The following is a 19,007-nucleotide window of genomic DNA, read 5'->3' as shown; positions in this document are numbered from 1 at the left end:
TATAGAAGAAATGTTTTGGAGAAAACAAAAAGGACAAAATCGAAAACGATTTTGTCCTTTACATTAGCCGCGTTTATTTCGGTTTCTTAAGAATGTCGGGATGTCAAGCGTATCATCAGCCGGCTGTGAGGTATGACGGCTTACTGTGTTTTGTTGCTGAGGCTCCTCACGTTTTGGCTCACGCTTTGGAGCACTTTGATTATTTGTTTTGATGCTTTGGTTTAAGCTTGGACGTTGAGATTTCGTCACGTCCTTCTCTTGTTCAATGAAACCAGTCGCAATCACTGTCACCACAATCTCGTCTTTTAGATTTTCATTGATAACAGAACCGAATATCATATTTACGTCTTGGTCAGACGCAGAAGCGACAATGTCTGCTGCTTCCTGAACTTCATACAGGCTGAGATTTGTGCCCCCAGTGATGTTCATGAGAACGCCTTGCGCACCGTCAATGGCCGCTTCAAGAAGCGGGCTGGAGATTGCCTTTTTCGCTGCCTCTGCCGCGCGGTTTTCTCCAGTTGCAATACCGATACCCATCAAAGCAGATCCTTTGTTTGACATGATTGTTTTCACATCAGCAAAGTCAAGGTTGATAAGACCAGGTGTCGCAATCAAGTCTGAAATACCTTGAACCCCTTGGCGGAGTACGTTATCCGCTTCACGGAATGCTTCAAGCATCGGCGTGTTTTTATCAACAATTTCAAGGATTCGGTCGTTCGGGATCACGATCAGTGTATCCACCGCTTCTTTCATTGCTGTGATTCCGCCTGCAGCCTGAAGCTGTCTTTTGCGCCCTTCAAATGTAAACGGTCTTGTAACGACTCCGACTGTTAATGCGCCTAAGTCTTTCGCGATTTGTGCGATAACCGGTGCGGCACCTGTTCCTGTTCCGCCCCCCATACCAGCTGTCACGAATACCATGTCAGCGCCTTTTAATGCTTCTTCAATCTGCTCTTTGCTTTCTTCAGCGGCTTTTTTTCCGACTTCAGGATTCGCACCTGCTCCCAATCCTCTAGTCAGTTTTGCGCCGATTTGCATTTTTACTTCTGCTTTTGACAGGTTAAGAGCTTGAGCGTCCGTATTTACCGCGATGTACTCTACTCCTTGCACTTCATTTTCAATCATTCGGTTAACGGCGTTGTTACCGCCGCCTCCTACTCCGATTACTTTAATTGATGCTAAGCCGTCTATGTTTGTTTCGAACTCCAACATGCTAAATCCTCCTAATCTGCCGAATGACTATCTATCTATTCCCAAAACATGCTTAATAGTTTTTTCATTTTGCTCTGTTTATGATGTTCGGCTTGTGTTTTTTGTTTTCCTTTTGGCCGCTGCTGCACCTCATTTTGGTAATGATGCTGCTCTTGTTCCTCTGATGATGAGACTGCGATTTCCTGTATCGCTTCTTCAGGCATCTTGAAGCCTATTTTTCTGCCTTGGATTCTTGCATTTCGGCAGGCGAATTGGATCATGCCCACTCCCGTCATATATTGAGGATCTCTTACACCGATATAATTCGGGCTTGCCACTCTGACATTGTTTTGCAGCACATCCTGTGCCAATGACATGACACCCGGCATTGCTGCTTGTCCCCCTGTCAGCACGAAGCCTCCCGGCAGATCGGTAATTCCCATACTGCTAATCTCTTCTGAAACAATTTCAAGAATTTCTTCTACTCTTGCTTCAATGATGTTCGCTGCTTCCTGCTGTGTAAATGTTTGTTTTTGATTGGTGCCGATAACGGTTACCTCAAATACTTCATCTTCCGAGGCTTCGTCATAGTAGGCATGTCCAAATTGCTTTTTCACGCGTTCTGCTTCTTCTGTTGACGTTCTCAATCCGATGGAGATATCTTTGGTGATATTTTCGCCTCCGAGTGGAATAACACGGGTAGAAGTCAGATGTCCGTTCTCGAATACGGCAATGGTTGTTGACCCTCCCCCTATATCAATGAGAGCCACTCCAAGATTTTTCTCGTCCTTTGACAATGCAGCAGAACCGGCTGCCAGCGGCTGAAGACAAATATCAGTTATTTCAATACCGGCTCTTTCAACACAGCGAAGCAAGTTATGTAAAATTGTTTTTGAACCGGTGATCAAGGTGCCCTCTACTTCTAAACGCACACCAAGCATTTTTTTCGGGTCGGTGATTTCATCTCTTCCATCTACGATAAACTGTTTAGGAATGACATCCACAATCAGCTGTTCGTGCGGTACTGACACAACCTGTGCCGCCTCCATGACTCGGCGCACATCTTCAACCTGAATTTCTTTATTTTCACTGGAAACTGCTACAACACCGTTTGTATCTTGAATATTGATATAATTTCCATTAACGCCGACAATAGCTTTTCTAAGCGGAAAACCTACCATTCTTTCAGCTTGGTCAAACGCTTTTCTTATAGAATGAACAGTTTCATCTATATCAACGATTGAGCCTTTTTTCAACCCTTCAGACGGTACATTTCCCACACCGATAATATTTAGGGAATCATCTGTCATTTCTCCGACGATCACTTTTGTATTGGACGTACCGATGTCAAGACTGACGTAAAGTTCATTGTTGTTCATTCTATGGCACCTCCTCACATTTCAATCATTTCTATTCTATTATTTGCGGAACAACAATACAATGAATGTGGCTTTACAAGTGTGTAACAAAAAATAACAACGGAATATTCTTTATGTGCTCTTCACATTTTATGTTTATTGAAAATATTCGTTATATCCTATGTATATCCTCTTTTATATCACATTTTTTTTATTTTTTTTAGAAAGAGTCCACTTTGTTAGTAGATTTCTTCTGATCACGGCAATATTCTGAAATAATCTGACTCCAAATGCGAATATACCTGCTAAATACAAGTCTACACCAAGATGGACTCCCAGAAAAGCTAAACTTATTGCCAATATAATATTAAAAAAGAAACCGGAAACAAATACCATTTCATCATATGTACCTTGTAAATGCGCCCTGATTCCGCCGATTAATGTATCAAGTGCGGCAAGCACCGCAAGCGATAAATAGTTTGAGTATTCACTCGGTATCGTTAAGTTTGTCATCAGTCCAAGCGCAATTCCGAGCACCAGCCCCAATACGGGCAGCCACATGACGGTTCTCCTCCTTTTCAGTCTTTAAGCGGTTTTAGCCGTTGTACATCCAATGGCCTGTCATATGCTTTTAATGTCAGTTCGCTTTCAGATTTACCGGCTTTAAATGCTAAATTTTCAGATGCAAAGAGATCCTCAAGGCCTGATCCCTTCACTCTGCTGTACAGCATGTCCGGATCTTTGGCAAGCACATTTACTGTTAAAGGATAATCGTCAAGGCCGTATCCGTCTATTTTTGTTGTGCCGTTTATATCCCTTATGACTGTATGATTCACAACTCTTCGCTCATTAATAGAGATTTGTTCTGCACCGAAGGAGTTGAGTTCATTGATCAGCTTCTTCAGCAAATCCGGAGGCGGATTTTTGATCGGCTCTCCTGTTAAACTTTCAGAAAAAAGCGGGGATATGGTGATGACAATTCCGCTACCTGTTATATCGGTCATGCCGGCTGTTTTTTTTAAGGTTTGCAAGGTATTATTGAGCGCGGTTTCTTTTGTCATTTCTTTCGTTTGCGAATAGCTATTCAGCAATTTATCATATTTGTTTATTTCATCCAGCAGCTTTTCCTGCTTCTTCTGCTCTGAAGTCAGCTCTTCCCTTATATCCCACATATCTCTTGTGTCTCGGACTTTGGGGTGCTTTAATGAGTTAAACTGAACAGCTATCATGATGCCGAAGATGATCATAAGCACACTGATGCTTATGAAGGAACGCTTTATTTTCAATCTGTTTCACCCGCTTTTTCAGTCATTCCTTCGTTTTCAGAATCGGTTTCATTTGAACGTTTTTCTCTTTTTCTGCGGAAACAGAAATATGATCCATTGACAGCTGATCGATCAGGCCTCCTGCTATATTTAACGAAGGCAGCAGAACATCAGGATCTCCAATAGCTGATATCGTAAACGGAGCGGGATGCTGCACTCCGTCTACCGTTACAACGGGACCGTTGCACTTGATATAGGAATCATGTGTCAAACGCTGGCCATTAACGGCAACAGCCGCCGCACCCGAAATATACAGTTCGTTTACCACTTGAAAGATATGGCTTTCGTGAACGATGTAACTGTTCACATTCTCCCCTTCCGGTATGTACGACGCATCTTCCAAGGTCACCTCAACGCCCTCTCCCTGCACACCGACTTCCCCAATATACATTCTGTATTTTTCTGTATCTTCAAGGACGTTATAGTATTCCGTCTTTTCTTTTTTCAGCTTATTTTCTGCCTGACGGACTTTGTTTTGCTTTTGATACAATTCTTTTTCAAGAGTCTTATTTTCTTTCTCCTGTTTCAACAGTTCATCTCTCAGCGCATATTCTTTTTTCCACTCTTCTGACTCAGCCGCTCCTTTTTCATTTTCTTTAGTTATTTGAAAAGAAAATGAAATCAAAAAGCCTGCGATAAGCATGATCAAAGAAAGAAGGACTGCTGATTTGCCCCTCAATTTTCATCTTCCTTTTTAGCAGATTTATCGTTTTTTCCAAACTCTTCAAAATAGGTGGCAACTTCTAAATGAATAATTCCCTTTTTACTGCTGCTAAGCTGTGAAATGATAGAAGGATACGTTTTCATTCGGTCTGCAAAGGTTTTTATAGACGCAGTGACAACATAACCGTCGTTCATGTACAATTTAATACGGTTTTCATCCATTTTTACAGGTGTATAGTAGATTTCTGATATTGACTGTTTTAACGAATTTGACAAAGCATTAAGCTGCTTAGCCATTTGAGAGCGTTTTTTCGCGTTAGTCCAATTCACCAAAATCGGTCCGGCATCATCCGGCGTTACTTCGTTTGGCAGAACGGAACCATTTTCAAGCACTTCATAGTACACATTGTCTTTTTCTAAATAAGCAATCGCTTTATATTCTTCGATCGCAATGTTGATTTTATTAGGAAGCGATTTGCTGATCTCCGCTTTTTTCACTAATTTATTTTGCTGAATCTTCTTTTCTGTTTTTTTCTTGTCCAAACTCCAAAACTCGGTATCTCCGCTGTTGATATCGGAAAGGTCAATAATTTCCTTTTTGGATACATTCTCATTCCCTGTTACAGAGATTGTCGATACTTTACTGATTGGCGTCTGCAGATACACAATGACCAACACCATCATAAAAAAGAGCATAATAAATGAAATGAGACGGCGGTTTGCCTTCTGTTTCCGCTGCTCTTTAATTTTAGGAATCCGTTCTTCAATGTTTACGATTTTTTCTCGGTCATGCCCCGGGTTCATTGCCTGTTCACCTCATTCAAATGAAACAGCTGTTAAAAGTCTGTCTATTCCAAAACAAACGGCATACTATGATGCCGTTTGTCGTTTGCTTACAGTATATCATATGAACAGCTTCAGTCAGAACTTGAATCAGCGATTTTCGCCGATGATTTCAACCTCTGTATGCATATCAATCTCGTATTTTTCACGAATTGTCTTTTTCACATGGTCAATGAGATCAAGCACATCTTTTGCTGATGCTCCGCCCGCATTGACGATGAAGTTTCCGTGCATCTCCGAAATCTTTGCACCGCCGATTTGATATCCTTTCAAGCCTGCTTTTTCTACAAGGTTTCCGGCATGATTTGGAAGCGGATTTCTGAATATGCTTCCCGCACAAGGGCTTGAATACGGCTGTGTATTTTTTCTGTAGTCTTTATTGCTTTGCATTTGCTGAACGATTGATTCCTTATCCTTCTGCTCCAGCTGCAGAACCGCTTCAAGGCAAACGCCCGGACGTTTCTGTTGCAATACAGACGTTCTGTAGCTGAAATCCATCTGCTCATTTGTCAGCCACTCAATCGTGCCGTCTTCAAATAAAATATGCGCTTTGACGAGGATTTCGCTCATATCAGAACCGTGAGCGCCGGCATTCATATAAACCGCTCCGCCGATTGATCCTGGAATACCCGCAGCAAATTCCAAACCGGACAGGCCTTTTTTACTCAATGATGTAGCAAGACGGACCACTGAATAACCGCCTCCGACCGTTACTTGTTCCCCGTCAAGCTCCAAATGGTCAAGGCCTGCCCCCAGCTTAATCACTACGCCTCTGATCCCCTCATCTAAAACAAGAAGGTTTGACCCGCGGCCGATGACTGTCCACTCCACATCATATTTCTTAATAACGTCCATGATATTTTTGACAGCATCTACACTGCTTGGAATGACCAATACATCCGCAGGGCCGCCGATTTTCATCGTTGTATGATTCGCGAGCGGTTCATTTGCAAGAACCTTGCCGACTTCGCGTTCTTTTAATTCATGTATCACTTTCTCCATCGTAAACCTCCGCATTCCATTTGCTTTTCTATTACTTTTTCAATTCTTCGAGTACGCTGTATAAACGGGCAGCCGCGTCAGGAACACCGAGTGACTTTGTCCGTTCGCTCATTTCCTTTAACGTTTGCTCATTCAGTACAATCCGGTCAAGCGCAGCAATCAGCTTTTCCCCGCTTAGCTCTGTTTCTTTCAGAACAATCGCCGCATCATGCTGGCCGAGAGATCTCGCATTGACCTCCTGGTGATTCGCTGTTACATATGGGCTTGGGATCAGAACACTTGGGATTCCGAGAGCCGTAATTTCGGCAATCGTTGTCGCCCCGGCTCTGGCCACAATGACATCTATGGCCTTTAAATACTCCGGCATTTGATGAAGAAACGGCTTGGTGACCATATTATCAGCGGCACCCTTGCTTTTCAGCTCATTCATCACTTTTTCATAGTGAACTTCACCGGTGATATACAGCACTTGGTAGTCTCTAGTTTTCAGCGCATTCTGCATGTCGATAACAGCACGGTTAATCGGTGCGGCGCCTCGGCTTCCGCCGAAGATTAAGACCGTTTTTTTCTCTTCAGAAAGCCCAAATTCCGCCATCGATCGGCCCGTCTTTATTGAGACGACTTCAGAGGCTCTCGGGTTTCCCGTAAATACCACTTTCTCGCTAGGAAAGTGTGATTTTGCTTCTTCAAAACAGATCGCTACTTTATTAACATATTTTGAAAGAAACTTATTCGTGATGCCCGGCAGGCTGTTTTGTTCATGGACAATAGTCGGAATTCCCATTTTCGCAGCGGCATAGACAACCGGCCCGCATACGTAACCGCCCGTTCCGATCACGGCATCAGGCTTAAATTCCGCTAAATACGATTTGCTCTTTTTTACGCCCTTCAGAAAACGCATCACAGTTTTGACGTTTTCAAATGACAGCTTTCTTTTAAAGCCTGTAATTTCAATTGAACGAAACGGTATATTCTCCCGTTCAACAATTTTTTTCTCCAGCCCGTTTTCTGTTCCGATATATAAAAATTCCACTTCAGGATGACGGCGCTGCACTTCTTTAATAAAGGCAAGAGCAGGATAAATGTGTCCTCCTGTACCGCCTCCGCTTATTGCAATTCGCATATCTCTTCCCCCAGTCTAAGTTTCTCTATAACATAGCGATAACCCTGTTTTGTTGGACAGGGTTATCGCATCAATTGTTTCTCAGGCTTCCTGTTCACAGGACGCTCGGCAATACATTCATTAATACCTCGAGTATCGGCTCACATTCAGCAGAACGCCGACGGCCATCAGCATCAGGGTCAATGAAGAGCCTCCGTAGCTCAAAAACGGCAGCGTGATGCCTGTTACCGGAATAAGGCCCGTTACTACACCAATATTAATCATGACTTGAATGGCAATCATTGAAATAATGCCGACTGCGACAAAGCTTCCGTACAGATCAGGTGCGCCGAGGGCAATTCTGATCCCTCTCCACAGCAGGACGCTGAAGAGGAGCAAAATAAGGGTCCCCCCGATAAAGCCAAGTTCCTCTGACAATATGGCGAAAATAAAGTCTGTTTGCGGCTCAGGCAGATAAAAGAACTTCTGTCTGCTTTGTCCTAGCCCCATTCCGAACAATCCGCCGGGCCCCACCGCATAAAGCGATTGAATGATTTGAAAACCGCTGCCGAGCGGATCTTCCCACGGATTTAAGTAGGAGGTAATCCGCTTAATTCGGTATGGAGCCGATAGTACCAGTCCAACAAATCCGCTGAGTCCGATCAGCCCGAGAAAAACGAAATGGGCGATGCGCGCGCCGGCTACAAAAATCATGACAATACAAGTCCCAACCATTACTGTCCCTGTTCCAAGGTCAGGCTGGCACATGATAATCAAAAACGCTGAAAACACGATGCCAAGTGCCGGGATAAATCCCCGTCTGAATGATGTTATGTTTTTTTGCTTTTCAGAGAGAAATTTAGCAAGGAATGCAATCATCGCAAGCTTCATAAACTCTGAAGGCTGTATGCTGAATGCCCCGACCCCGATCCAGCTTCTTGAGCCGTTCCGCACCATGCCGACGCCTGGTATCAAAACAAGCACAAGGAGGAAAAAGCAAATAACCATCAATAATTTGGACCATGTCCTCCACGTCCAATAATCAACATTCATGATAAAAAACATGGCAATAACGCCGATTCCCGCAAACAGCATCTGCCGTTTCGCGAAAAAGAAAGAGTCGTCAAATTTATAATCCGCCCATACGGCACTCGCACTGTACACCATAATTAATCCGATTGTTAATAATAATAGCGTAATGATGACCAATAACAAATCAGGCGATGTTTTTTTAGTAGTCAAAGCAACCGACACCCCAAGCTTAAAGTCATTAGGGCTGCCGATTTACTTCAAGACAAGCCCTTACTTAAGCATATGCACGGCATCTATAAACATGTCACCGCGTTCTTCAAATGTTTTGAATTGATCCCAGCTCGCACACGCAGGTGACAGCAGGATGACATCGCCTTCATTTGAGAGCGCAAACGCCGCAGATACTGCTTGTTCAACATTATCGACACGTTTGACATGTTGTATTCCCATCTCATTGCCGAGCTTCTCGAGTTTCGGCGCTGTCTGGCCAAATGTTAGCACTGCTTTGACATGCTTCATATACGGTTTTAAATCGTCAAAACCATTTCCGCGATCCAGTCCGCCCGCAAGCAGAATGACCGGTTTGTCAAAAGCTGAAAGCGCCTTGGTTGTCGCCAAAATGTTTGTTGCTTTACTATCATTATAAAACTTGCGGTCTTGCACTGTTGTGACATATTGGAGACGGTGCTTGACGCCAGTAAAGCTTGTCAGCACCTTTTTGACTGCTTCGTTAGACACTCCTGCCGTTTTCACAACTGCAATGGCAGCTAAAATGTTCTCCATGTTATGTGCGCCGGGCAGCACAACCTCTTCCAGAGGAAGAATGGCTTCACCGTTGAACATCATCATACCGTCTTTTACATAAGCGCCCTTTTCAAGCGTTTTGCTGACTGAGAATGGGATGACTTCGGCTTTTCCGTCTTCAGCCAGACGCACGACAGTTTCATCATTCTGATTAACAATGGCTTTATCTGAAGCTTTCTGATGAAGATACACTTTCTGCTTCGCTTTTTCATAGTTTTCTCGTGTATGGTGATAATCCAAATGAGCGTCAAATATGTTTAAAATCAAGCTGATTTCCGGTCTGAAAGCGTGTGTTCCCATCAGTTGAAACGAAGAAAGTTCAGTAACGATCCATTCATCCCCATCAGCATGATAAGCCACTTCGCTTGCGACAGTGCCGATGTTTCCGGCAATCAGCGCTTTTTGCGAGTCAGCTTTGAGCATTTCATAAATCAGCGTTGTCGTGGTTGTTTTTCCATTCGATCCGGTAATCCCGATAAACTTGGCGTTTGTCAGGTAGTAAGCGAGCTCAATTTCCGTCCAAACCGGGATGCCTCTTTTTTCCGCTTCCTGAACCATAATATTTTCATATGGAATGCCGGGGTTTTTGATCAGAACCGTGATTTGATGCTGATCGAACAGAGAAACAGGATGCTCTCCGCAAACAACCTCAATGCCTGCTTCAGAAAGCTTTTGCGCTGGTTCGTTTTCTTCAAAAGGTTTTTGGTCATTGACTGCAACATACATGCCTTTTTCATGAAGAATAGATGCCGCCGCATACCCGCTTTTCGCGAGCCCAAGGATTAAAAAATGCTGATTCTGTAAAAAAAGATCGTTTTCCACTTATAACCACACCTCGATGTAAATTCCTAAAACGGCAAGTAAAAGTCCCGCAGTCCAAAACGTCACGACGACTCTCCATTCAGACCAGCCGACAAGCTCATAATGGTGATGCAGCGGACTCATTTTAAAGATTCGTTTACCTGTCGTTTTAAAGCTGATGACCTGCAGAATAACGGATAATGTTTCGATAACGAATACACCGCCGATGATAACAAGCAGGATCTCTAATTTCGTTAAAATAGCAATGGTAACGATGGCTCCTCCCAATGCCAGTGATCCCGTATCTCCCATAAAGACTTTGGCCGGATGAGCATTAAATACAAGGAAGCCCAGCACCGCACCGACAACGGCAACTGAGAAAATCGCTACGTCATATTGAGACTGATTCCATGCCAGGATGGCAAAGGCGCCAAAAGCAATCGCAGCCGTACCGGATAATAAACCGTCAAGACCGTCAGTCAGGTTAACCGCATTTGATCCGCCGACAAGCATAAAGAGCACCAGGATAAAGTAAGCCCAGCCAAGATCAAATGATAAATCAGTTCCAGGCACGCGAATATCCGTCGCGAAATTGTAGTAATGGTACACGGCATAAAATACAACCGCAATGATAATTTGTCCGATCAGCTTTTGCTTTGACGTCAATCCAAGGTTGCGCTTCATGACGACCTTGATGTAATCATCTAAAAAGCCAAGCAAACCGTAGCCGAGCGTAACAAACAGAAGCAGCACCATTTCCGGGCTTATTTCTGAAAACTTCTGTGTCATCACAATTGTTGTCACAATGATAGAAAGTATGATCATAACCCCGCCCATTGTCGGCGTCCCTGATTTTTTCTGATGTGATTTCGGTCCTTCTTCTCTAATACTTTGGCCGAATTTTAATCTTCTTAAAAACGGAATAAGAATCGGAGAGAGCAGAACACTAATTAAAAACCCCATTAAAATTGTAAACAGAATGACTTGCTCAAGCATTGTCCTTTTCTCCTCCTGTTTCTTTCAAACGACATACGTAGTTATCATATTCATGATCTTTTTCCATATGAAAAATCTTTTGAAGCTCCATTATTCAATAACATCTCTTTCCTATGAATTTGTCTTATTCTTATTGAGTTCGACAATCGCTCTCGCCGCCACTTCAGCATCGTCAAAATCGAAGGTTTCGTTTCCGATCTGCTGATAGGTTTCATGCCCTTTTCCTGCAATGAGAACAACATCGCCTTTTTTGGCATTGGCAATCGCGAAAAAGATCGCTTGCTCGCGGTTTGCAATGCTATGGTAGTATGCATTCTCTACTCCAGCTTCCATATCTCTTAAAATCGCGCGGGGATCTTCGCTTCTCGGGTTATCTGAAGTGAAAATCGGTTCGTCAGCCAGCTCCGCAGCGATTTTAGCCATTTTCGGGCGTTTTGTCTTATCTCTGTCTCCCCCGCAGCCGACAACGACAAAAAGCTTACCTTCTGTCATGTCTTTGCATGTCTTCAGTACATTTTCAAGGCTGTCCGGCGTATGCGCGTAATCAACAATGACTGGAAACTCCTGCTGCTGATTAACCAATTCAAAACGGCCTCTTACGCCATGCAATTCTTCAACCGCTTCAGTGATCGTTTCAAACGGTATGCCTGCTGCAATACATGTTGCAACAGCTGCCAGCACGTTATACACGTTAAACTGTCCGACGAGCGACATTGTGATATGTTTAGTGCCTTTGTTTGTCACAAGATCAAATCTTGTGCCCTGTGCCGTGATATTGATGTTCTTCGCCATCACATCAGCGTTGTTTTTTATTCCGTATGTACAAATATGCGCTGCGGTCACCTTTTCAAAATAAGCGCTCGCCTCATCGTCAGCGTTCAGTACGGCACGCTTTGGATGTTCATGGTCGAAAGCCCCGCCAAGCTGAGAAAAGAGCAGGCTTTTTGCCTGTCGGTACTCATCCATCGTTTTATGATAGTCCAGATGGTCCTGCGTTAAATTCGTAAACACGGCAATATCATAATCACAGCCATGAACACGACCTAAAGACAATGCGTGAGAAGAAACCTCCATGATGGCAGTGTCAACTTGCTTGTCATTCATTTTCTTAAACGTTTTCTGCAGTGTGACGCTTTCAGGTGTCGTGTTTTTAACGGGAAGTGTTTCTTCGCCGATTTTCATGTACATTGTGCCGATTAAGCCTGTGCGTTTTCCCGCTTTTTTCAGAATCTCATCGACCATGTGGGTCGTTGATGTTTTTCCGTTTGTGCCTGTGATCCCGATCAGCTGAAGCTTCTTTGTCGGCTGTCCGTAAAACGCATCAGACAAAACGCTGAGCGCTCGCAGTGACTGCCGGACAATAATGACAGGCACATCCACATCAAGCTCTCTTTCTGCCACAATAGCCGCTGCGCCGCTTTCTGCTGCTTTTTGCGCAAAATCATGGCCATCCACCGTATACCCTTTTACACATACAAAAAGACTCCCTTTCTTTACTTCCCTGGAGTCCATCTCAATTGAAGTTATTTCAGGGTCTTGTGAGTCGTTTACAGAAGGTTCGGTTGTTAAGTATGTAAGCAGCTTTGTCAGTTTCATCGTATCAAACCTCTCAACATTCTAATTCGTTCTTTTTATCATTGAAGTCACGTCAATTGATGTGATAATGATTTTAAGCATACAGTTCATATTTTAGCGTAAATAAAAGGATACATCCAGCTAATCTTGAAAGATCATATCATTTTTCTGCAATAAAATATAGGCAGCCCGAATCAATCGGCTGCCTCCTTTTCATCCTCTTCAGTCAAATAAACGCGTATCTTTGAGCCCTCTTTTACTTTCGTTCCGGCAGCTGGCGATTGTTTCACGATTTTGCTTCCTTTCCCGGAAGCATCGACATTGAGATTCACCAAAAGTGACTCAAGTTCTGAGACAGACATCCCTACAACATTCGGAACTTCTACTGTTTTTGTGTCGTTCCATTTGTATTTTTTCTCAATTTGATTTTTCCGAGGCTTGACACCAATCTCAGGCAGGCTGTCTCTCATAATATTCCCGACAATAGGCGCTGCAACCGTTCCGCCAAACTGAATCGTGCCTTTCGGGTTATCCACCGCGACATAGACGACAAGACTCGGATCGTCAGCCGGCGCGAAACCGATAAATGATACAACATGGTTGTTTTCAAGGTATTTTCCATCTTTAACCTTTTGTGCAGTTCCCGTTTTTCCGCCGACACGGTATCCTTCTACAAATGCGTTGCGGCCGGTGCCTTCTGCGACAACGCTTTCTAAAGCATAGCGGATTTGTTTGGAGGTTCCCTCTGAAATGACTTGTTTCTTGGCGATTGGCGATTGTTTTTTGACCGTTTTTTTCGTTACAGGGTCGATCCATTCCTTTGCAATATAAGGTGTGTAAAGCGTTCCTCCGTTTACAGCGGCAGATACGGCTGCAACCTGCTGAATCGGCGTGACAGATACCCCCTGCCCGAAAGCCGTAGTCGCTTGTTCGACCGGACCTACTCTGTCAAGCGGGAATAAGATTCCTGTTCCCTCACCTTGCAGATCAATTCCTGTTTTTTGGCCGAAACCAAAGTCTTTGATATATTTGAAAAGCTTATCCTTGCCTAGGCGCTCGCCCAATTCAACAAACCCCGGGTTGCAGGAATTCTGTACAACTTCTAGAAACGTCTGCAGCCCGTGCCCGCCTCTTTTCCAGCACCGCAGTCTCGCTCCGTCCACTTCCACATGCCCTTTATCATAAAATTGATCACGTTTCAAATTTACTTTTTGCTCTTCAAGAGCTGCTGCAAGTGTAATAATTTTAAAGGTAGATCCCGGCTCATACGTGCTCCACACCGGCAGATTCCGATTGTAGACGGACGGATCGACTGATTGATAGTCAGCAGGGTCAAAGTCAGGCCTGCTGGACATTCCCAATATTTCTCCGTTTTTCGGATTCATGGCCACGGCAATCATACCGTCTGGATGATATTTAGCCTCAGCGTTATCAAGCTCTCTTTCCATTATCGTTTGAACCTTTGAATCAACTGTCAGCTTCATATCAAGCCCGTCCTTAGGCGGTGTATAGTCGTCCGCTTCATCAGGCATCTTCTTTCCTTTGGCATCTGTATAAAACTTAACAGAGCCCTTTTCCCCTTTTAAATCATCATCGTAATAAGCTTCTAGACCAAGGAGACCTTGGTTGTCAATTCCGGCAAATCCAAGCACATGAGACAAAAAGCTGCCGAACGGGTAATGGCGGATACTGTCCTCCGCCACATACACACCTTTTAAATCGAGCGCTTTGATTTCTTTCGCCTTTTCATTTGAAATCTTTCTCCCTTCAGGAGTGATCTTTTCGATTGACGTTTTTTTGGTCACGTGCTTATATACTTTTTCTTCTGACATGTTTAAAACCGCCGCAAGCTGCTTGCTCGTTTTCATCGGATTCTGAACTTGGCGCGGCACGACGAATACGGTCGGCGCACTTTTGTTTGTTGCGAGCTTCACACCGTTGCGATCAAGGATCTCGCCTCTCTCCGGCTCGAACGGCAAATTCCTGCTCCAAGAATCCTTTGCCAGCGAAGTCAGTTTCTCACCCATCACAAACTGAACATACCCCAGCCTTGTATCAATGATCAGAAACACGATCACGCCAAAAAGCAAAACAAATAATAAACGTTTTCTAACCGTTACATTCGAGACGCGCAAGAGACCGTTCACTCCTTATTTAAGCTTGTTTCATTTTATGCCTGAACTTGGACAAGTAGAACGATGCTCCTCTGAAGGTATAAAAAAAGAAAGCCTGCATAGCAGGGAAATCCCCAGCAAGCTTTCTTTCTATTTAATCAGGATTTTTAAACGTCACCTTGATTACGGTTTTGTCTTTTATTTCTTTGTCTTTCTTGACGCTTTGGCTGACAGCATAGCCCTGTCCGCTGACTTCAATGTGAATTCCCGCCAGCTCGGCGTACTGAAGAACCTCTCTTCTCGACCAGCCTGTCATATCAGGCATTTTGATTTTACCACCCGTTTTCAGGAAGACCTTCTGATTGGTCAGAACTTCCTCATCCGCTTTCGGATACTGTTCTTTTACAGCGACATCACTGCCGATGACAACCGGTGTGAGATTTTCTTCTTTTGCTTTCTTTTGAGCACCGGCTACCGTTTGGTCTGTTAAATCAGGCATCGTCTGCGCTTTTGTTTCTTCCTTATCCGAGTCAGATTTTTCAGTTGGTTTGATGTTCAGGTAGTGCAGGCTGTTTTTCATTGTTGGGTTGAAGATTTCTGATACTGGATCTGAACCTGTTTCATCATTCTCTAATTGCGGCTGCTGCACCGCAACATAGATCAACAGCTCAGGATCATCTTTGGGCGCCATTCCCATTACAGAAAATACGTAATTATCGCGTCCAGATAGATAACCGTTTTGTCCGGCAATTTGTGCTGTTCCGGTTTTAACGGCTACATCAAAACCTTCAATTTTATACGGCCGTCCTGTACCGATATCAGATGTAACGACATCACCTAAAATATTACGAACCTTTTTAGCGGTATCAGCAGAGACTGGCGTACCGGCTGACTGAGGTTTATTTTGATAAATGGTTTTCTTCGTATCAGGATCTACAATATGGTCTATGACGTAGGGTTTCATCATTTTGCCGTCATTCGCAATTGCTGTTGCGGCCTGAAGCTGCTGAATCGGTGTAACAGCAGAAGCTTGTCCATATGCAGTCGATGCTTTATCAAATTCATATTTGAAATTTATTTTACTTGATACTTCATTCGGCAAATCAATACCTGTTTTTTGATAGAAATTGAATTTATGAAGATATTCATTTAGACGGGAATAGCCCAGCTTTTCATTAGCCAGTTTGGCAAAAGCCACATTAGAAGACCTCACTACACCATCATGGTATGTTGTTGCTCCCCAGCCTACCCCGGCATTATGGTCTTTTACTTGTCCTCCGCCTACTTTATATGTTCCGGACTTGTACTCTTCATTGCCGTTATACACATTTTCCTGTATAGCAGCAGCAAGTGTAAAAATCTTCATCGTTGATCCGGGTTCATATGCATATGAAATCAAATCATTATAGTAATTTGTCACATCGCGGGTGTTCGGATCAAAACTTGGGCGCTGTCCCATGGCAAGCACTTTGCCCGTTTTCGGATCGACGACTGCTGCCATGATTTTTTTCGGATTGTATTTTTTCGCCACTTTTGTCATGCTGTCTTCCAAAAAGGTTTGGATTTTCTGGTCAATGGTTAAATAAACATTGTCACCATTTTTTGGCGCTGTAATTTTATTTTTGCTGTTCGGGAGCTCCCAGCCGGATTTGTCGCTTTCATAGGTCACATATCCGTCCCGCTCCTTCAAATACTTATCCAGCACTTTTTCTAGTCCCATCGCGCCGGAAATTTCATTTGTGTCTTCATCAACCTCGGCATACCCTACTAGATTGGATGCAAAAACACCATTTGGATAGTAGCGTTTGGTATCCCGTAAAAATGAAATGCCCGGGAGTTTCAACTTTTCGATTTCTTTCTTTTTCGAATACGTAATATCCCGGCCCGCTGAACCGAACTCCACTTGCTTTAAATCCTTGTTTAAGATATCAAGGATATCAGCCTTGTCCATCTTAATCTCTTTAGAGAGCGCTTCCGCCGTTTTTTCTTTGTTTTGAACATGCTGAGGATGCTTTTTATCAGTGGTCATTTTTTTATCAAGAACGGCAATCAGCTTATACGTCGCTGTATCTTCCGCAATCACTTTACCGTTTCGGTCTAAAATCGAGCCGCGGCTTGCTTCGATGGGCCGTTTCTTTTCATGCTGCTCTGTCGCTTTTGTCGCAAGCACCTCGCCATTCGCTTTTCCGGTTATTTGAATATATGCCATTCTCCCAAGGATAACAAAGAAAAAGAGAGCGAAACAAATACTTAGAATCGCTGCTCCTCTATTCATAAATTTATTCTTTTTTGGCATTTGAATCATTCCTGTATGTTTTTCACTTTTTTATCTTTTAAATTCAAGCCGTTCTTTTCCGCAATGTCCATAATGCGCTGCGGTTTGCTTAAATCAGCAACACTTTTTTCGAGGTCACCAATTTGCTTATTTTCGGATGAAATTTGCTCCTCAAGCTTTTGCACCTCAATATTGGTTTGATATGCCGCATACGCCTTTGATACGATCAAAAGCGATACGCTGAGCACCACCGCAGCAAAGAGGACAAGAAGCACTTTTTCTCCGAGAGTAATGGAAGCCCTTTTCTTGACAATTACTTTTTTCTCAGGACTGATCGTATGCCGCTGCTGTTTCTCTGGTTGGTAAGCTAAATTGCTCATAGGCTGATGACCTCCTTTTTATTTTGCGTTCGTGTTTCGTTATTTTCTTTTTTCGGCAATCCGAAGCTTCGCAGAACGAGCCCGGTTGTTTTCTTCAAGCTCTTCCTGAGATGCCGTAATCGGTTTTCGCGTGATGAGTTTAAGTTCTGGTTCAAACTCTTCCGGTATGACAGGAAGACCCGGAGGAAGTTCCGGAAGTGACGACTTTTCTTTAAAAGTAGATTTACAAATTCTGTCTTCAAGCGAGTGGAAGGTGATGACTGATACCCTTCCCCCTGGTTTCAGAACCTCTATTGCCTGCTCCAAAGCCTCTTCAAACACCTTAAGTTCATCGTTCACGGCAATTCTGATTGCCTGAAACACGCGTTTAGCGGGATGTCCTCCGCTCCTTCTCGCTGGAGCGGGAATCGCGTCTTTTATTAGATCGACCAGTTGGCCCGTAGTTTGAATAGGAGATTTGATTCGTGCCTCTTCAATTTTTCTGGCGATCTGTTTGCTGAACTTCTCTTCGCCGTATTTAAAGAAGATACGGACGAGATCCTCATAGCGCCACTCATTAACGACTTCCTTCGCCGTAAGTGAGGCCGACTGGTCCATCCTCATGTCCAACGGTGCGTCATGATGGTAACTGAATCCCCGTTCCGGTGTATCCAGCTGCGGGGAGGACACCCCTAAATCAAATAAAATACCGTCTACTTCAGTAATACCTTGTTCATTCAAACATTCTTTTAAATACCTGAAATTGCTTTTGATCAGAATGAGCTGTCCTTTATAATCGGACAACGCTTCTTTGGCATGCTCTAATGCCGTATCGTCTTGGTCAAAAGCGATTAAACGCCCCTTCTCGGATAATTGCTGCAATAAGTATGTACTGTGCCCAGCTCCGCCGAGTGTGCAGTCTACATATGTACCGTCCGGTTTAATATTAAGCCCGTCTACGGTTTCACGAAGAAGTACTGTTTTGTGTTGAAACATATTGTGTTGGTCCCACCTTTTATCAGGATGAATTGAAATTGTTTTTAGAGTGTTATACACGAAGAATCATTATATATCAAACCCAATCATGTTTTCAGCAATTTCAGCAAATGAATCTTCTTGCTCTTCTGTGTATTGTTCCCAAATTACTTTACTCCACAATTCAATTCGATTAGAAACCCCGATAACAACACATTCTTTTTCCAGTTTGGCGTAATTCAATAGAGATGATGCGATATTTACCCTGCCTTGCTTATCCAGTTCGCATTCGGTCGCCCCTGAAAAGAAGAAACGGGTAAACGCGCGGGCATCTTTTTTAGTGAGAGGAAGTGCTTTTAGTTTTTCTTCAATTTGTTTCCATTCGTGCATAGGGTAGCCGAAGAGACATTGGTCAAGCCCTCTGGTCAGCACAAACTGCTCGCCAAGGCCTTCTCTGAATTTAGCGGGTACGATCATGCGGCCCTTCGCATCGATGGTATGCTGATATTCACCCATAAACATGATCTCTTGCCCCACTTTCTCTCCTTAACTCACCACTATCCACCACTTCTCTCCACAACTTCATTTTACA

At 43.6% G+C, this 19,007-nt stretch carries 17 protein-coding genes; all 17 read right to left on the bottom strand.

Annotated elements, in window-relative coordinates; genetic code table 11:
• Nucleotides 1–63: 63 nt before the first annotated feature.
• Nucleotides 64–1,212, bottom strand: a complete 1,149-nt coding sequence (gene ftsZ / locus ABZM97_RS08440) for a cell division protein FtsZ (RefSeq protein ID WP_087992134.1) — start codon at nt 1,210–1,212, stop codon at nt 64–66.
• A gap of 35 nt (nt 1,213–1,247) precedes the next feature.
• Complete coding sequence (gene ftsA / locus ABZM97_RS08435; protein ID WP_087992135.1) at nt 1,248–2,570, bottom strand: cell division protein FtsA; 1,323 nt, start codon at nt 2,568–2,570, stop codon at nt 1,248–1,250.
• 174 nt (nt 2,571–2,744) lie between these two features.
• Nucleotides 2,745–3,110, bottom strand: coding sequence for a small basic family protein (locus ABZM97_RS08430; protein WP_087992136.1), 366 nt, complete (start codon nt 3,108–3,110; stop codon nt 2,745–2,747).
• 17 nt (nt 3,111–3,127) lie between these two features.
• Complete coding sequence (locus ABZM97_RS08425) at nt 3,128–3,835, bottom strand: DUF881 domain-containing protein (protein ID WP_087992137.1); 708 nt, start codon at nt 3,833–3,835, stop codon at nt 3,128–3,130.
• A 22-nt stretch (nt 3,836–3,857) separates the two neighbouring features.
• Complete coding sequence (locus tag ABZM97_RS08420; protein ID WP_087992138.1) at nt 3,858–4,553, bottom strand: DUF881 domain-containing protein; 696 nt, start codon at nt 4,551–4,553, stop codon at nt 3,858–3,860.
• Nucleotides 4,550–5,341 (bottom strand): cell division protein DivIB, encoded by a 792-nt coding sequence (gene divIB / locus ABZM97_RS08415; RefSeq protein ID WP_087992139.1) that lies wholly within the window; start codon nt 5,339–5,341, stop codon nt 4,550–4,552. Before divIB ends, ABZM97_RS08420 begins: the two co-directional genes overlap by 4 nt.
• Nucleotides 5,342–5,470: 129 nt before the next feature.
• Nucleotides 5,471–6,382 (bottom strand): UDP-N-acetylmuramate dehydrogenase, encoded by a 912-nt coding sequence (gene murB, locus ABZM97_RS08410; protein ID WP_289347137.1) that lies wholly within the window; start codon nt 6,380–6,382, stop codon nt 5,471–5,473.
• 31 nt (nt 6,383–6,413) lie between these two features.
• On the bottom strand, nt 6,414–7,505 hold the full coding sequence (gene murG, locus ABZM97_RS08405) for an undecaprenyldiphospho-muramoylpentapeptide beta-N-acetylglucosaminyltransferase (protein ID WP_087992141.1): 1,092 nt from the start codon (nt 7,503–7,505) through the stop codon (nt 6,414–6,416).
• Nucleotides 7,506–7,625: 120 nt separating this feature from the next.
• Entirely contained in the window at nt 7,626–8,726 is a 1,101-nt protein-coding gene (spoVE, locus tag ABZM97_RS08400) for a stage V sporulation protein E (RefSeq protein WP_087992142.1), read from the bottom strand.
• Between the two features lie 60 nt (nt 8,727–8,786).
• Complete coding sequence (murD, locus tag ABZM97_RS08395; RefSeq protein WP_087992143.1) at nt 8,787–10,142, bottom strand: UDP-N-acetylmuramoyl-L-alanine--D-glutamate ligase; 1,356 nt, start codon at nt 10,140–10,142, stop codon at nt 8,787–8,789.
• Nucleotides 10,143–11,117 carry a phospho-N-acetylmuramoyl-pentapeptide-transferase gene (mraY, locus tag ABZM97_RS08390; RefSeq protein WP_087992144.1) on the bottom strand — a complete coding sequence of 325 codons (975 nt, stop codon included), beginning with the start codon at nt 11,115–11,117 and terminating at the stop codon, nt 10,143–10,145.
• Nucleotides 11,118–11,228: 111 nt separating this feature from the next.
• Nucleotides 11,229–12,713 carry a UDP-N-acetylmuramoyl-L-alanyl-D-glutamate--2,6-diaminopimelate ligase gene (locus ABZM97_RS08385; RefSeq protein WP_087992145.1) on the bottom strand — a complete coding sequence of 495 codons (1,485 nt, stop codon included), beginning with the start codon at nt 12,711–12,713 and terminating at the stop codon, nt 11,229–11,231.
• A gap of 173 nt (nt 12,714–12,886) precedes the next feature.
• Nucleotides 12,887–14,827 (bottom strand): stage V sporulation protein D, encoded by a 1,941-nt coding sequence (locus tag ABZM97_RS08380; protein WP_087992146.1) that lies wholly within the window; start codon nt 14,825–14,827, stop codon nt 12,887–12,889.
• Nucleotides 14,828–14,960: 133 nt separating this feature from the next.
• Entirely contained in the window at nt 14,961–17,111 is a 2,151-nt protein-coding gene (gene pbpB, locus ABZM97_RS08375; RefSeq protein WP_087992147.1) for a penicillin-binding protein 2B, read from the bottom strand.
• Nucleotides 17,108–17,461: a cell division protein FtsL gene (gene ftsL, locus ABZM97_RS08370; protein WP_087992148.1), complete on the bottom strand. Its 354-nt coding sequence runs from the start codon at nt 17,459–17,461 to the stop codon at nt 17,108–17,110. Before ftsL ends, pbpB begins: the two co-directional genes overlap by 4 nt.
• 39 nt (nt 17,462–17,500) lie before the next feature.
• Nucleotides 17,501–18,436 carry a 16S rRNA (cytosine(1402)-N(4))-methyltransferase RsmH gene (gene rsmH / locus ABZM97_RS08365; RefSeq protein WP_087992149.1) on the bottom strand — a complete coding sequence of 312 codons (936 nt, stop codon included), beginning with the start codon at nt 18,434–18,436 and terminating at the stop codon, nt 17,501–17,503.
• A 69-nt stretch (nt 18,437–18,505) separates the two neighbouring features.
• On the bottom strand, nt 18,506–18,937 hold the full coding sequence (gene mraZ, locus ABZM97_RS08360; protein WP_003221402.1) for a division/cell wall cluster transcriptional repressor MraZ: 432 nt from the start codon (nt 18,935–18,937) through the stop codon (nt 18,506–18,508).
• Nucleotides 18,938–19,007: the final 70 nt, after the last annotated feature.

It is taken from the genome of Bacillus vallismortis, from assembly GCF_040784915.1.
Classification (GTDB): domain Bacteria; phylum Bacillota; class Bacilli; order Bacillales; family Bacillaceae; genus Bacillus; species Bacillus subtilis_G.
The sequence above is the reverse complement of the archived record's forward strand: the minus strand, read 5'-3'. Positions and strand labels throughout refer to the sequence as shown.

Bases quoted from the DNA above. Each gene is read 5' to 3' on its own strand.
- ftsZ (WP_087992134.1), bottom strand. From the start codon at position 1,212: ATGTTGGAGTTCGAAACAAACATAGACGGCTTAGCATCAATTAAAGTA.
- ftsA (WP_087992135.1), bottom strand. From the start codon at position 2,570: ATGAACAACAATGAACTTTACGTCAGTCTTGACATCGGTACGTCCAAT.
- ABZM97_RS08430 (WP_087992136.1), bottom strand. From the start codon at position 3,110: ATGTGGCTGCCCGTATTGGGGCTGGTGCTCGGAATTGCGCTTGGACTG.
- divIB (WP_087992139.1), bottom strand. From the start codon at position 5,341: ATGAACCCGGGGCATGACCGAGAAAAAATCGTAAACATTGAAGAACGG.
- murB (WP_289347137.1), bottom strand. From the start codon at position 6,382: ATGGAGAAAGTGATACATGAATTAAAAGAACGCGAAGTCGGCAAGGTT.
- murG (WP_087992141.1), bottom strand. From the start codon at position 7,505: ATGCGAATTGCAATAAGCGGAGGCGGTACAGGAGGACACATTTATCCT.
- mraY (WP_087992144.1), bottom strand. From the start codon at position 11,117: ATGCTTGAGCAAGTCATTCTGTTTACAATTTTAATGGGGTTTTTAATT.
- ABZM97_RS08385 (WP_087992145.1), bottom strand. From the start codon at position 12,713: ATGAAACTGACAAAGCTGCTTACATACTTAACAACCGAACCTTCTGTA.
- pbpB (WP_087992147.1), bottom strand. From the start codon at position 17,111: ATGATTCAAATGCCAAAAAAGAATAAATTTATGAATAGAGGAGCAGCG.
- ftsL (WP_087992148.1), bottom strand. From the start codon at position 17,461: ATGAGCAATTTAGCTTACCAACCAGAGAAACAGCAGCGGCATACGATC.
- rsmH (WP_087992149.1), bottom strand. From the start codon at position 18,436: ATGTTTCAACACAAAACAGTACTTCTTCGTGAAACCGTAGACGGGCTT.
- mraZ (WP_003221402.1), bottom strand. From the start codon at position 18,937: ATGTTTATGGGTGAATATCAGCATACCATCGATGCGAAGGGCCGCATG.